The 13582-nt window shown below is 66.4% G+C and carries 11 protein-coding genes; 3 read left to right on the top strand and 8 right to left on the bottom strand.

Annotated features, from left to right (window positions below; translation table 11 throughout):
- Positions 1-61 precede the first annotated feature (61 nt).
- Positions 62-1282 (bottom strand): sugar MFS transporter, encoded by a 1221-nt coding sequence (locus tag GM672_RS10545; RefSeq protein WP_155470488.1) that lies wholly within the window; start codon positions 1280-1282, stop codon positions 62-64.
- Between the two features lie 473 nt (positions 1283-1755).
- Here GM672_RS10545 and GM672_RS10540 point away from each other — a divergent pair, with 473 nt between their 5' ends.
- Complete coding sequence (locus tag GM672_RS10540) at positions 1756-2724, top strand: IS1595 family transposase (RefSeq protein ID WP_155470487.1); 969 nt, start codon at positions 1756-1758, stop codon at positions 2722-2724.
- Positions 2725-2805: 81 nt separating this feature from the next.
- Positions 2806-3039 (top strand): hypothetical protein, encoded by a 234-nt coding sequence (locus tag GM672_RS10535; RefSeq protein WP_155470486.1) that lies wholly within the window; start codon positions 2806-2808, stop codon positions 3037-3039.
- On the opposite strand, the gene GM672_RS10530 is transcribed toward GM672_RS10535, so the two are convergent.
- Both GM672_RS10530 and GM672_RS10525 read right to left on the bottom strand, forming a co-directional pair.
- Entirely contained in the window at positions 2949-3749 is an 801-nt protein-coding gene (locus tag GM672_RS10530) for a ferritin-like domain-containing protein (protein WP_155470485.1), read from the bottom strand. The genes GM672_RS10535 and GM672_RS10530 overlap by 91 nt on opposite strands.
- A gap of 52 nt (positions 3750-3801) precedes the next feature.
- Positions 3802-5184 (bottom strand): PQQ-dependent sugar dehydrogenase, encoded by a 1383-nt coding sequence (locus GM672_RS10525; protein ID WP_155470484.1) that lies wholly within the window; start codon positions 5182-5184, stop codon positions 3802-3804.
- Positions 5185-5363: 179 nt separating this feature from the next.
- Between GM672_RS10525 and uraH the strand changes: the two genes are divergently transcribed.
- Entirely contained in the window at positions 5364-5780 is a 417-nt protein-coding gene (uraH, locus tag GM672_RS10520; RefSeq protein WP_155470483.1) for a hydroxyisourate hydrolase, read from the top strand.
- A 66-nt stretch (positions 5781-5846) separates the two neighbouring features.
- Here the strand turns inward: uraH and GM672_RS10515 are convergent, their stop codons facing one another.
- The 5 genes from GM672_RS10515 to galK all read right to left on the bottom strand — a co-directional run bounded on the left by GM672_RS10515 (position 5847) and on the right by galK (position 13579).
- Complete coding sequence (locus tag GM672_RS10515) at positions 5847-6200, bottom strand: hypothetical protein (RefSeq protein WP_155470482.1); 354 nt, start codon at positions 6198-6200, stop codon at positions 5847-5849.
- A gap of 123 nt (positions 6201-6323) precedes the next feature.
- On the bottom strand, positions 6324-7595 hold the full coding sequence (pelA, locus tag GM672_RS10510) for a pectate lyase (protein WP_170300010.1): 1272 nt from the start codon (positions 7593-7595) through the stop codon (positions 6324-6326).
- Complete coding sequence (locus GM672_RS10505) at positions 7592-9199, bottom strand: family 43 glycosylhydrolase (RefSeq protein ID WP_155470481.1); 1608 nt, start codon at positions 9197-9199, stop codon at positions 7592-7594. Before GM672_RS10505 ends, pelA begins: the two co-directional genes overlap by 4 nt.
- Before the next feature lie 8 nt (positions 9200-9207).
- Positions 9208-12117, bottom strand: coding sequence for a TonB-dependent receptor (locus GM672_RS10500; protein ID WP_155470480.1), 2910 nt, complete (start codon positions 12115-12117; stop codon positions 9208-9210).
- Between the two features lie 298 nt (positions 12118-12415).
- Positions 12416-13579, bottom strand: a complete 1164-nt coding sequence (gene galK, locus GM672_RS10495) for a galactokinase (RefSeq protein ID WP_155470479.1) — start codon at positions 13577-13579, stop codon at positions 12416-12418.
- Between the last annotated feature and the right edge of the window lie 3 nt (positions 13580-13582).

Raw genomic sequence — 13582 nt, 5'->3', positions numbered from 1 at the left:
GCGCTGGCGGCGATGGTTGCAGGAGCCGCCATCGCCGCCGGGGGACCGCCGCGCAAGGAAATCAGCGGTTGTCGGGGAAGGCGTTGGTGGGCTTGGCGCCCCACAGCGCGTAGAACAGCACGTACAGCTCGCAGGCCGCCGTCAGCAGGAACGACATCTGCAGGCCGTACATATCGGCCAGCCAGCCCTGCACGACGACGAGCGCGCCACCTGCAATGGCCATGATCAACAGGCCCGCGCCTTCTTCCGTCAACGGCCCCAGGCCACGGATGCCCAGGGTGAAGATGGTGGGGAACATCACCGAGTGGAACAGGCCCACGGCGATCAGTGCCCACATGGCCGTCGGGCCCGTCGTGAACGTGGCGATCAGCATGACGATGCAGGCACCGATGGCGGCGCCGGCCAGCACGCGCTCGGCCGACATCGACCGCATCAGGATGCTGCCGGCGAAGCGGCCCACCATCATGCCGCCCCACAGCAGGAACAGGTAGTGCGACGCCTTTTCATGCGTGACATTGCCGATATGGGGCTGCGACACGAAGTTGATGAACAGGTTGGCCACGCCGATTTCGGCGATCAGGTAGATGAAGATGGCCGGAATGCCGAACACCAGGTTACGGTGGCGCCACAGCGAATGGCTGCCGCGCTCGCTCTTTTCGACCCGCTTGCCGCCCATGGCGGGCAGTGGATAGCGGGCAATCATGATGGCCAGCAGGATCAGCACGACGGCGACGATCAGGTACGGCAGTTGCACGGCCTGGGCATCGGCCAGCCGTTCGGCCGGTGTCAGCACCTGCTCGGCGGTAGCAGTGCCGCCCGTCGAACGGCCCAGGATCAGGTAGCCGCCGAACAGCGGCGCCAGCGTGGCGCCCAGCGAATTGAAGGCCTGCACCAGGTTCAGGCGCGACGAGGCCGTATTGGCGGGACCGACGACGGCCACGTAGGGATTGGCGGCCACCTGCAGCAGGGTGATGCCGCAGGCGATGACGAACAGCGCGAACAGGGTCACGCCATACGACGGCAGCCGCGCGGCGGGAATCATGCCCAGCGCGCCGACGGCCATCATGCACAGGCCGATGACCATGGACTTCTTGTAGCCGACCCGCTCGATCAGCTTGGCCGACGGAATCGACGCGACGAAATAAGCGATGAACCAGACCGATTCGATCAGGGTCGTCTGCGTATAACTGAGCTCGAAGACACTGCGCAGGTGCGGCAGCAGCGTGTTGTTGATGACGGTGATGAAGCCCCAGATGAAAAACAGGCTCGCCAGCAACGCCATGGCGGACTTGTAGCTGGAGGGAGCGACGCTTTGTCCGGCAGGTGCGGATACGGAAGAGATTGGCCCAGGCACGACGGGTCCCTTTCAAGGTTCTCGAAAGGCACCATGCTAGAGGCGGCATTGACGGATTACCAATGCAATATTTGCCATGAGCTATATCAAAAAGTATATAGCTGTCATCACGCAGACGCACAACTTGCCTGCGCACCGTCCGGTCGCCCGGTCTGTTCCGACACGGATTTCCCGGCAAATGTTTGTCCAAAACCGGTCGGTGCGCCGCGGCGGTCTGACACAGAATTGCTTTTGAGCGCGGCGATGCACCATCACGGGGCGCGCTGACAGCATCGGCGCGTGTGCTCCTACATCGCCGGTGGGCAGGGGGTTCGATAAGGCTCTGTGCCCCGGTCGCAAGGAACTTGTTGGCTCGACCATTGTCATACCGTGAGTTGGCATCAGCCAAGACGGAGGCGGGCATGGAAATCGACGAGTACCAAGCCGTACGGACGCAGTGCCTGGCGTGGCTGGCCAGGCTGACCGGGGAACAGGGCGAAGGCTTGCGACGGCTGTTTGAAGGGTGTGCCTCGCTGGCCGACTGTCTGGCGATCATCGAAGAGCGCGGCGCGCGCATGCGCTGTTGCCCGCACTGCACAGGCGACAAACTGTACCGTCACGGCATCCTGCGTGGCCTGCAGCGCTACCGCTGCCGCCAGTGCCGTCGCTCCTTCAACGCGCTGACCGATACGCCGCTGGCCTTTATCCGACTGCGTGAAAAATGGCTACCGTTCCTGCAGTGCATGCTCGGTTCGATGACGGTACGGGCCGCAGCCGAATCCACCGGCATCCACCGCAACACCAGTTTTCGCTGGCGTCACCGCTTCCTCGCCATGGCCAAGGACGATCGGCCCAAGCCCTTGAGCGGCATCGTCGAGGCGGACGAAACATATTTGCTGGAATCGCAGAAGGGCTCGCGCCAGCTGACCCGCCCGGCCCGGCGGCGCGGCGGCCACGCGAGAAAGCGGGGCATCAGCGGCGAACTGGACTGCATCCTGGTGGCGCGCGACCGGCAAGGGCGCACGTGCGATTTCGTGCCGGGGCGCGGGCCCGTCACGGTGGCGCGATTGCAGCGGCATTTATTACCCGTACTGGACAAGGCCGTGCTGCTGGCGACCGATGCGGCGGCAGCGTATCGGGATTTTGCGAAACATCACGGCATCGCGCACCGGGCCGTCAATGTGCGCCAGGGCGAGCGGGTGCTGGGGGAAATTCATGTCCAGAACGTGAACCGCTATCACGCCATGTTCAAGAACTGGCTGATCCGCTTCCATGGCGTGGCCAGCCACTACCTGCCCCACTACCTGGGCTGGATACACGGACTCGACTGTCGGCACCTGAGCACGCCGCAGCAATTTTTACGGGCTGCATTATTCCCGGCAGGAAGTTGAATGCTGGGTGGACAGTTCACTGCGACCGGGTGACAGCGCCTTCGATAATGACGCACGGTTTTGCCGCATCCAGGAGTCAGCATGAGCAACAGTCTTCCCCACGTTTTCCACGCCGAGCAGCCCCTGCCTGCCGGCCCCTTCACGAACGCCCATGCGGACCTGCTCGACTTGTTCGGGCGTTGGGAAGCGCTGGCCGATGCCGATATCGCCGGGGCCGACGGCGTTCAGGAGAACCTGGCCAGTTCCGTGTCGGTGAATCCGGCCAGCCGGCGCGCATCCAGGTTGAACGGGCCCTTCGGCACGGGCGCCCTGTAGCGCACGACCAGTTCGTCGTAGGTGGCGGCGGGGTCGAGGCCCCGTTGCTGGCACAGCCAGCCATACCAGCGGTTGCCGATGGCCACGTGGCCTACTTCGTCGCGCAGGATGATGTCGAGGATGGCGGCGGCGGCCGCGTCGCCAGCCTGAGCCAGCTTGGCTCGCAGCGGCGGGATGGCGTCCAAGCCCCGCGCTTCCAGGGTGCGCGGCACGAGGGCCATGCGCGCGACGACGTCGTGCCGGGTGTTTTCCACCATTTCCCACAGGCTGTTGTGGGCCGTGAAGTCGCCGTAGGCGTAGCCCAGCGTGCCCAGGTGCGCCGCCAGCAGCGAGTAGTGATAGGCCTCTTCCTTCGCTACCTGCAGCCAGTCCAGGTAGTACTCGGGTGGCATGTCCGGGAAGCGCCACAGCGCATCCAGGGCCAGGTTGACGGCGTTGAACTCGATATGGGCCAGCGCGTGGATCAGCATGGCGCGCCCTTCCACCGTGTTCATGGCCCGGCGCCCCACCTGACGGGGCGGCACCAGTGCCGGCCGCGCGGGGCGGCCGGGAATGCCGGCGCATTCTGCCAGTTGGGCAGCCGGGTCCGCCGTCAGCAGGCCGTCCTGCGACGCTTGCGCGATGGCGCCGACCCCGGCCGCCTTGACGGCCGGATCGGTTTCGATGAGACATTGCAGCGCGGCGGCGCGCAGTTCGGCGTTCTTGCTCATGCGGTCTTCAAGGTTCTTCGCAAAAGGCCGCAGTGTAGCAAACCGCCGCCGGCTACAGGGGTGGCGGCGGCGCGATGCGCAGCACGACGCCCGTCGTCCCCGTCAGGCTGCCGTTTTCGCTGGCCAACACGTACAGCTCGCCCGAGGCATCCTGCGCCATCCCCAGCACGGCCATCCCCAGGGGATCACGCCGCTGCACCGCCAGCCGCTGCACGACATTGCGGGGCCCCAGGGTCAGCAGCATGCCCGAGCCGGTCGAGCCGATATAGTCGCCGAACACATACTGGCCCTGCAGGCCGCCGATGCTTGTGCCCGTGTAGACATAGCCGCCGATGACGGCCTGCCGCAGCACGGGCGCGCCGACGCCGTCCGCATGATCATATTCGGCCACGGGGTCAAGCAGCCCCAGCGGCGAATTCGGGCTATGGGCATACACAAAGCCCGGCCCCGTGCCGTTGGCGTCGAACAGGAAGCTGCCTTCCTTGATGCGCCAGCCGTAATTGCCCCCGGCAATGATATGGTTGACTTCCTCGATGGCACCCTGCCCCACGTCGCCGGCCCACAAGGTGCCGTCCGGGCCGAAGGACATGCGGAAGGGATTGCGCAGGCCATAGGCATAGATCTCATCCGCGCCGGGCTTGCCGACGAAGGGATTGTCGGCCGGGATGCCGTAAGCACCGTTGGCGGCATTGCTGCCCAGCGGATCGATGCGCAGGATCTTGCCCAGCACATTGCCGGGAGCGAGGCTCTGGGCATTGCCTTCCGGCGCGTGGCCCGGGCCCTGGTCGTCGCCCGCGCCGCCGTCGCCCAGCGCGACATACAGCAGCTTGTCCGGCCCGAACGCGAGGGCACCCGCGTTGTGGTTGGACTGGGGCTGGTCGATGCGCATCAGCACTCGCGCGCTGGCGGGATCGACGGCGCCGGCAGTCGTTACGCGCCACTCCGTCAGCACGCTCTGATGGTTCGGCGCCACGCCGGCCGGTTGCGTGCTGAAATCCGGCGCGGCCGTCGCCGGCTCGGAGGTATATGTGTAGAAGCGCCCGTTGCTGGCGAAGTCCGGGTGGAACGCCAGGCCCAGCAGGCCGCGCTCGTCGCGCGCGCCCAAGGTGACGAGGCGGTTGCGCACGTCGAGGAACGGGGTGGCCCGGTTTTTTTCGGTGGCGCTGGCGTCGACTGCCGCCTGCCACACGATGCCGACCTGGTCGACGATATACAGCTTGCCGGGCTGGCCCGGGGCGACGGCGCCCGCCACGGGCGACACGAGGCCCTTGAGCAGCGGTCGCAAGGTGACCGAGAACGGGGCCGTCGGCAAGGTGCCGGGAATGGGGTCGGGCAAGCGGGTATTTTGCGCCAGCGCGGCGGGTGTACCGCAGGCCAGGGCAGTCAACAGTACAGCGCGGTGGAACGGACGAATCGCATTTCTTTTACGAATCATTGCAGCCTCCGTGGTTGTTGGGTAAAGCCTTGCCAAGCATGCGCCCAACTTGTCGACTCGACAAGCGCCCGCAGGCGTGCGGCTTGCAATATCGACGTTTGCGCCACGGATGACGGAATTGTCATCCAGCCCCCGCCTGCCGCCCGCTAAGGTAACGGTTTTCCACACGAGACCCTGCCATGAACCTGATCAAGCTTACCTTGCCCCTGCTGGCCGCCTTCGCCCTGCATGCCCACGCCGCCCCCGCAACCACCCCGAATCCCCTGAGCGTCCACGTGCTGGACTTGCAGACGGGCGCGCCCGGTACGGATATCGCCGTCAGCCTGGAACAGCAGGATGGCGATCAATGGCGCCAGCTCGCCACGGGCAGGACCAACGAGGCCGGCCGTATCCCAGCCCTGTACCCTGCCGACCGCAAGCTGAGCACCGGCACCTACCGCATCGTGTTCCGCACGGGCGAGCACTACAAGCGCCTGGGCAAGCCGGCCTTCTTCCCGCAGATCCCCGTCGAGTTCACCGTGGATGAAACGAGCCGTCACTACCATATCCCACTGCTGCTGAGCCAGTTCGGCTACTCGACGTATCGGGGCAACTGAGGAAGCAACCCACCATAAAAAAGCCGCCCCGAGGGGCGGCTGTCGCATCAGGAACGCAGCGCGAAATCAGCGCTTGTCGTTCTTGTGGCTCTGGCGGCCGGCCGCCGCGTGCTGCTCGGGCGTACCGCCCTGCACGCCGGCGCCGCGGTTGCCCGAGCCCGAACCCTGGTTGCCGGATTGCTTGTTACCGGATTGATTGCCGGATTGATTGCCCGACTGGTTGCCCAACTGCTGATTGCCCGAGCGCTGGCCGCCGCTGGACTGGCTGTTGCCGGCGTTGTTGGTGTACTGATTGTGGCCTTCAGGATTATGGTTCTGATTCTGGTTCTTTGCCATGATGAACTCCTTGAGATTGGTTTCAGGATACACATCCTTTAAGTGACCTGCCGCTGTCGGCTTGTCTCGAAAAGGTGAGTCCATGGTAACGGCGATCGAACTTTGTTTTTATAAGTCATCCGGCCAGTGGCGCGTAGGACTGGACCCAACCGCCGGGTCGGAACGGTCACGCAACAACTGCAACAATTTCCAGAATCCAAACCTGCGTCATGGACGACGCGCCGTCCAGCGCGCATGGTCCGCCAGGGCGGCGGCGGGCCGGTCGCCAAACCAGCCGTAGCCGCTGCGCCGTTCCAGGCTGAGTTCGTTGACATCCGTGTGGATGGTGCCGTCGCGGTCGCCGAAAACGGGTCGCGCGGTGGCGATATCGATCATGCGCGGCCAGATCGGCCCGGCGCCCGGCCGCGCCACCAGCACGCGTCCGCCATCGGCCTGCCGCACCCAGGCGACGTCGTACACGGCGGCGCGCTTCAGCCACGCCACCCCGGCATCGACGGCGGCCACCAGCCGCGCGGACGGCTTCGGCCGGCGCATCAATAGCGACAGCAGCCGCGCGCTCTCCGCCGTCGACAGGGCCGCCGGCTCGAAATTGCGCGCACCCACCGGCGCCAGGGTCAAGGCATCGTGCTGCTGGCACCAGCCGGCAAGCACCCCGCCCGCGACAATCTGGCTGGCCAGGACCACGTCCACGGCCCGTTCGGCGGCGGCACCGGCCTGCGCCGCCAGGCCAGCCGGCACGAAGGCATAGTCGCCCTCGCGCGCAGCCACGGCGTCCAGCAGCGCCACCACGGTGGCCAGCGCGTCGTCGTTGTACGTGATGGCATCGTGGTAGCCGCCCTGCAGCGGATACACCTGGGGAAAGCCGCCGTTCGGATATTGCGCATCCAGCAGGTAGCGCACGCCCTTGACGAACGCCGCGCGCCACGCTGCGCCACCCGGCCCCTGCCGGGCAGCCTGCGCCCGCGCCAGGAAGCGCAGTTCCGTCGTCGTCGCGTCGTTGTCGATGGTGCCCACGTAGCTCCAGCCATCGGCCCGCGCGACGACACCACCGGCGGGATCGTCGTCCACCGGTGCGTAGTGCTCGCCGCGCCGGCGCAGCGGCCCGCCGCGGTCGACGTTCTTGCCCCAGCCGCCGGCGGGCGTCTGCCAGCTGACGATATTGTCCGCCACGTGCGCCGCCTGCGCGGAGGCATACCACGCCGCAGGCCGGTCCAGCGGCATGCCCGATTCGCCCTTCAGGTGGGCTGCCGCGCTGGCCGGCACCGTGCCGCCCGCCCGTTCGGCCGCCAAAGTCGCCTTGTCCGCCGCCATCAGCGCGCGCGAACGTTCCAGGTACGCGCGCCATGGGCCCTGCCCCGTTACATCCAGGCCGGCAACCCGGGCCTCGGTGAGCGGTGCCGCCGTCGTCGTCGTTCCGATCACGCCCGCGTGGGCAACGCCCGCCCAGGTCAGCGCCAGCGCTGCCAGGTGCGCCTTCACGCGAACGCCCGGTAGCGGAAATCGCGGAAGCGCACTTCGCCCTGCCCCACCGCATACAGCGCGGGCTTCAGCGACATGAAGCCGCCCCGCACATTGTGGTGGTAGCCGGAAACTTCGTAGCCACGTGGGCCCCGCTGCCACGTCCTGCCGTCCTTCGACAGGTGGATGCTGACCACGTGGCGCCGGTTGCGGATGCGGAGGAACAGGCGCCGGCCGAAGGGATTGTCCGGCTGGCCATGTTCCGTGCCGTAGCGGTGCAGCACCAGCTTGTCCGCGCCGAAGCCGATGCCGCAATACAGCTTGTGGTCGTAGAACAGCAGCATTCCGCCGCGCGCGCCGGGATCGACGTCGATCTCGCACTGGAATTCGTAATCCTGGTCCGGCGCGACGAACACCAGCGGCGACGACGCCGACGGCTGCTCGCCGCTGGCCTTCAGGTGCAGCACGCCATTCTTGCGCGCCAGCCGGGCCACTTCATCCGGCGCGGGACTGAAGAAGTTCCACTGCACGCCATACTTGTCGGTGCTGAAGTCGTCCGACAGGGCCATGCCGTGCGGGCCGGGCTTGCCGCCGGCGGGGCTGCGGATGGGCCGCGACAGGTCGCCGCCACCGAACTCCGGCCAGCCGTCCGGCGCCCACGTGACGGGGGCCAGCAAGGCCTGCCGGCCCAGGGTCCAGTAACCGTTCTCATAGCCGTGATACACGCCCCACCAGTCGCCCGCCGGGCCCTGCACGATGGTGGCGTGGCCGCGCGACCACCATTTCTCGGCCACGTCCCCGGTGCGTACGAGGGGATTGCGGGGATGGTGTTGCCACGGTCCGTGGATGGATGTCGAACGGGCCGCGATCACCATATGGCCCGTGGGCGGGCCGGACGTGCCGCCGACGGCCAGGATCAGGTAGAAATAGCCATTGTGTCGCAGCACCTTCGGCCCCTCGGGCGAAAAGGCTTCCACTTCCCAGTCGTCCGGATAGCGCCACGGCTCGTAGACTTTTTCCGGCTTGCCGACGGTGGACAGGCCGTCGTCGGCAAGCCGCACCCGGTCGACGCCGGACAGGAACAGCCAGCGCGAGCCGTCCTCCCCCACGGCGTGGCCCGGGTCGATATGGCGCGGCAGGTCCAGGTCGATGGGCTCGGACCAGGGCCCGCGGATATCGTCGGCCCAGATCACCCACGAAGTCGTTTTCGATCCCGGCTCGGCCGTCTTCTTCGTCGGGATATACAGGAAGTAGCGGCCCTTGTGCTTGCACAGCTCGGGCGCCCACACGGAGCCGATATTGCGCCGCAGCGCCGCCACCAGCGGCTGCCAGTTGACCAGGTCCGTCGAATGCCAGATCACCAGGCCCGGATAGGCATCGAAGGTGGAAAACGTCATGTAGTAATCCATGCCGTCGCGCAGGATCGACGGGTCCGGGTGGTCGCCGGCGACGAGGGGATTCAGGAACGTGCCGTTGCCCAGGTCGGCCTTGCGCTGGCCCTCCGGGCCCCGCGCCCATGCCGGCGCCGCGGCACTGCCACAGGGCTCTGCTGCGCCAGCGCCTCGCGCCCCCAGCAGCAGGCCTCCCAGCCCCGCCCCTTTCAGGGCATTGCGTCGTGAAACCATCGTCGTCCTCAGAACTTGTAGCGCGCGCCGAGCAGCAGCTCGCGACCCGTCACGTTATGCACCATCACGCTGTTGCGGGCCCGGCCCACGAACTGGTCGGTCGACTCGTTGGTGAGGTTGACGCCTTCCAGCGTGAATTCCAGTTTGTCGTTCCACTTGTACGACAGCGACAGGTCGACGTTGAAGGTTTCGTTCTTGCCCTGCACGTCGTTGTTGTTCTGGGCCGGCACGATCTGCAGGTAGGCCGACCGGTAGGCGCCCGTCAGGCGCGCGCTGAAGCGGTTGTCGTCGTAGTAGAAGGTGGTGTTCCAGGACTTCGGCGACAGGTTGACCAGCTCGTCGCGCACGGTGCCGCTGTTGGCCGTGTTGGCCGAGATGATGTAGTCGATCTTCGACGACACGCGCGTGTAGTTGGCGATCAGGCCGAAGTTGCGGCCCCACGCCGGCAGGAAGGTGAACGGCTGCTGGTAGTTCAGCTCGAAGCCGCGCAGCTTGCCGCCCGGCGTGTTCAGGAAGCTCGTCACGTCGAACATCTCCGTGCCGTTGAAATTGGCCGGCAGCAGCGACAACGGCAGGCCCGTCTCGTTGTACGGCATCGACTGGCGTACGCCCTGGATGTAGTTCGCGATATTCTTCTGGAACAGGCCCAGGCCGAGGAAGGCCTTGTCCTTGAAGTAGTATTCGAACGAGGCGTCGAAAGTCTTGGCGCGGAACGGTTCCAGTTTCGGGTTGCCGGAAGTGATACCCAGCGCGCCGACGGTGCTGACCGACCCGCCCGGGTTCAGGTTGCCCAGCACGGGGCGCGACATGACCTTGGCGGCCGCCAGGCGGACCAGGAACTCCGGCGTGACGTTGGCCGTCAGGTTGAACGACGGCAGGAAGTCCTTGTACGAGTTTTCCGCCGTGACGGAGGTGCCGTTGCCGGTGCTGACATAGCCTTGCGCTGTCAGGTCCGTCTTCACGTAGCGCCCGCCCACGTTGCCGCGCACGGGCAGGCCCCACAGCGTGCTGTCGAAATCGCCCTGAAGGTACAGGCCCTTGTCTTCCTCCTCGATGGCGCGGTTGTTGCCCCGCGCGCTGGCGTTGCTGGTGGACGTCAACGTGAAGTCGCCGGGGCCGCCGGCCGGACCGGACTTCAGGCAGTTGCAATAGGCGTCATACAGGGCCGTGATGGCGCCGATGTTCGGCATGACCCAGCTGGTGGCATTCCCGGCGGGCATATCCTGCTTGGCGCCGAAGCCCGTGACGAGCGAGGTCAGGTTCGTGATGTCCGCGCCCGCCGGCAGGCCGTAGATGGTTTCGCCCGTGTTGGCGCGGCGCGATTCCCACGTGGTGAACTTGTAGCGCTTGGCGTTGACGCCGCCCTTGACGGTCCACGTGTCGCTGGCGCGCCAGGCCAGGTCCACGCTCAGCACGTCGTTGACGTTGGACGTGCCTTGCGGGCGGATGCGGATCTCGCTGGGCAGGGAATTGGCGGCCGCCGTGGCGCCGGCCGGCACGCCGTAGATATTCAGTACGCCGCCCCTGGTGACGTCGAACGGGTACGTGATGACGGGCAGGCGGTCGTTCTGGCGGAAGTCCACCGTGTAGCCGTTCACGTTCGGCGCATCCAGGGTGACGGTGGTCTGGATCGGGTTGTCGAACACGGACTTGGCCCGGCCCAGCGCGGCCGTCAGGCGCAGGTCGTCGTTAATCTGGTGCGACAGGTTCAAGGTCGGCTGCGTGAAGCGCGTCTTCATCTCGTCGTAGCGCGTCTCGGAGCGGATGTCCACGCCGTTGTAGACGCCGTACTGCAGGCGGCCGAGAGCATCGTACTGGGCCTGCACCACCGACGTCTGCGGCTTGCCGCCGGACGTCAGGTTGCGGCTGAACGAGAAGCCTTCCAGGTAGTTTTCCTCGCGCGTCGCGTCCAGGTTCGCATACAGCATGTCCAGCGACAGGCGCGTGCCCCGGCGCGGCTTCCATTCGAACGAGGCCGTGATGCCCAGGCGCTCCTGCTCATGCACCATGCGGCCGTAGCGGGGGAAACGGGGGTGGTAGTTGGCCGGATTGCTGGCCGCGTTGTAGGCGTCGGTGGCGGCCTGGCTTGCCGGCAGGCGCGTTGCCACGGGGAAGCCCGGCGCGGACGTGCTGCAATTCGGCGACGTCGAGCTGCCCACGCCCATCGGCGCGCACCAGCCGCCGACGGACGGGCCGTTGTCCCAGCGGCCCGTCGAGAAGCCGTCTTCCAGCAGGTTGCGCTTGCCCCAGGCGGCAGACACCAGGTAGCCCATCGTGTTGTTGTTGAAGGTGTCCGACATCATGAACGCGCCGCGCGGGTCGGTCTTCTTGGCCAGGTCGTTGTAGCGGCCCTTGATCATGGCGGTGGCATTGAAGCCGCGCTTCGCCATGTCAAAGGGACGCATGGTCTGCAGGTCGACGGTGGCGCCCAGCGAGCCCTCCTCCACCTCGGCCGAGGAGCTCTTCCGCACCGTCAGGGAGCTGAACAGCTCGGAGGCGAACACGTTGAAGTCGAAGCCCCGGCCCCGGTTGATGCCGCCGCTGTTGTCGCTGCCGCCCGTCGTGGCCAGGCCTTCGATGCCGTTGATGCGCACGCGCGTGAAATCCTGGCCCAGGCCGCGCACCGTGATGCTGCGCCCTTCGCCGGCATCGCGGTCGATGGCCACGCCCGGCACGCGCTGCAGCGACTCGGCCAGGTTCGTGTCGGGGAACTTGCCGATATCCTCGGCCTTGATGACGTCGACGATGCTGTTCTCGCTGCGCTTGGCGTTCAGGGCGCTTTCCAGCGAGGCGCGCAGGCCCGTGACGACGACTCTCTGGGCGTCCTCGGGAGCTTCCTGGGTTTGGGCGGCGGCGTTGCCGATGGCGAGGAGGGCCGAGGCCAGTGCCGTCAGGGTGAGGTTGTATCGGGTTTGCATTTGTCTCCCTTTCTGATTATGGTCCGCGCGACCTGCCGGCGGGGGCTGTCGCGCGAGCTTGTGCTTTTTGGTAAGCATGATGGGGCCATCATGCAAGCAGCAAATCAGATAGACAAATAGCAATTTTGAATGCTTGCAGCGTTATGCGATATCTTTTGCATTAACGTGCGGGGATCGTGTCGGCTTTGTCGTTCAACTTGCCGAAAGAGGACGTGCAGAAATTTGAATTCGGCCTGACCAAATGATGTTCTGTCAGGCCGGTGCAGCCTGAATACAACAATTGGTCAGGCCAGAGCGCCTACGCAGGCAGCCGGCCCGCGCCCCGGGCAGCCCGGCACACATAGATCGTCGCCAGCTCGCCCTTCGGGCCGCGATAGGCGCGCTCCACGGCCGCCGTCACGTGTTCGACCTGGTCGTCCGGCACCAGTGCGACGACACAGCCGCCGAAGCCGCCGCCCGTCATGCGCACACCGCCCGTCGTCTTGATGACGCCCTTGACGATGTCGACCAGCTGGTCGATCAGCGGCACGGTGATCTCGAAGTCGTCGCGCATCGACACGTGCGAAGCGGCCATCAGTTCGCCCATGCGGGCCAGGTCGCCGGCCCTCAGCGCGTCGACGGCGGCGGCCACGCGGGCGTTTTCCGTGACGACGTGGCGGGCGCGACGCAGCACCATCGGATCGAGTTCGCCGCCCCGTTCTTCCAGCAGCGCCATGTCGACGTCACGCAGGGCCTTGACGCCGAAGTGACGCGCCGCCGTCTCGCATTGCTGGCGGCGCGTGTTGTATTCGGAATCGACCAGGCCCCGTTCCACGTGCGAGTGGAAGATCATGATCGAGGCACCTGACGGCACGGGCACGGGCTGGGTTTCCAGCGAACGGCAGTCGATCATCACGGCGTGGTTGGCCAGGCCCGTGGCGGAGATGATCTGGTCCATGTTGCCGCACTTGCAGCCGACGAAATCGTTCTCGGACTCCTGGGCGATCAGGGCCAGGTCGATGGGGCTGAGGCCCTCGAAGCCGGGCAAGGTGGCGAACAGGGTGCAGACGGCAACCGACAGCGACGCCGACGACGACAATCCCGCGCCTTGCGGCACGTCGCCGGAGATCACCATGTCCATGCCGCGCAGCGGCAGGCCACGCTTTTGCAGCACGTCGACGACGCCGCGCACGTAGTTGGCCCACATCGGCGCTTCCAGGCGCTCGATGGGCTCATCCAGCGAATACTCGTCGACGGCGTTGTCGTAGTCGGCGGCGACGATGTGGACGATGCGGTCGTCCCGCTCGCGCGCGGCGATCACGGTGCGGTAGTCCAGCGCGCAGGGCAGCACCAGGCCGTCGTTGTAGTCCGTGTGCTCGCCGATCAGGTTGACCCGTCCCGGCGCCTGCACGACGATCGCTGGCGCCTCGCCGAAGGTCTCGTCGAACACGGCGCGGGTGTGGGAGATCAGTTGTTCACTCATTGT

This window comes from Pseudoduganella buxea (genome assembly GCF_009720835.1).
GTDB lineage: Bacteria > Pseudomonadota > Gammaproteobacteria > Burkholderiales > Burkholderiaceae_D > Rugamonas > Rugamonas buxea.
This window is presented reverse-complemented; position numbering and strand designations above follow the sequence as displayed.

What these genes read in the sequence shown, in the direction of transcription:
- GM672_RS10525 (WP_155470484.1), bottom strand. Translation starts at nt 5,184, where the DNA reads ATGATTCGTAAAAGAAATGCGATTCGTCCGTTCCACCGCGCTGTACTG.
- GM672_RS10540 (WP_155470487.1), top strand. Translation starts at nt 1,756, where the DNA reads ATGGAAATCGACGAGTACCAAGCCGTACGGACGCAGTGCCTGGCGTGG.
- GM672_RS10500 (WP_155470480.1), bottom strand. Translation starts at nt 12,117, where the DNA reads ATGCAAACCCGATACAACCTCACCCTGACGGCACTGGCCTCGGCCCTC.
- GM672_RS10505 (WP_155470481.1), bottom strand. Translation starts at nt 9,199, where the DNA reads ATGGTTTCACGACGCAATGCCCTGAAAGGGGCGGGGCTGGGAGGCCTG.
- GM672_RS10535 (WP_155470486.1), top strand. Translation starts at nt 2,806, where the DNA reads ATGAGCAACAGTCTTCCCCACGTTTTCCACGCCGAGCAGCCCCTGCCT.
- GM672_RS10530 (WP_155470485.1), bottom strand. Translation starts at nt 3,749, where the DNA reads ATGAGCAAGAACGCCGAACTGCGCGCCGCCGCGCTGCAATGTCTCATC.
- galK (WP_155470479.1), bottom strand. Translation starts at nt 13,579, where the DNA reads ATGAGTGAACAACTGATCTCCCACACCCGCGCCGTGTTCGACGAGACC.
- GM672_RS10515 (WP_155470482.1), bottom strand. Translation starts at nt 6,200, where the DNA reads ATGGACTCACCTTTTCGAGACAAGCCGACAGCGGCAGGTCACTTAAAG.
- GM672_RS10545 (WP_155470488.1), bottom strand. Translation starts at nt 1,282, where the DNA reads ATGGCGTTGCTGGCGAGCCTGTTTTTCATCTGGGGCTTCATCACCGTC.
- uraH (WP_155470483.1), top strand. Translation starts at nt 5,364, where the DNA reads ATGAACCTGATCAAGCTTACCTTGCCCCTGCTGGCCGCCTTCGCCCTG.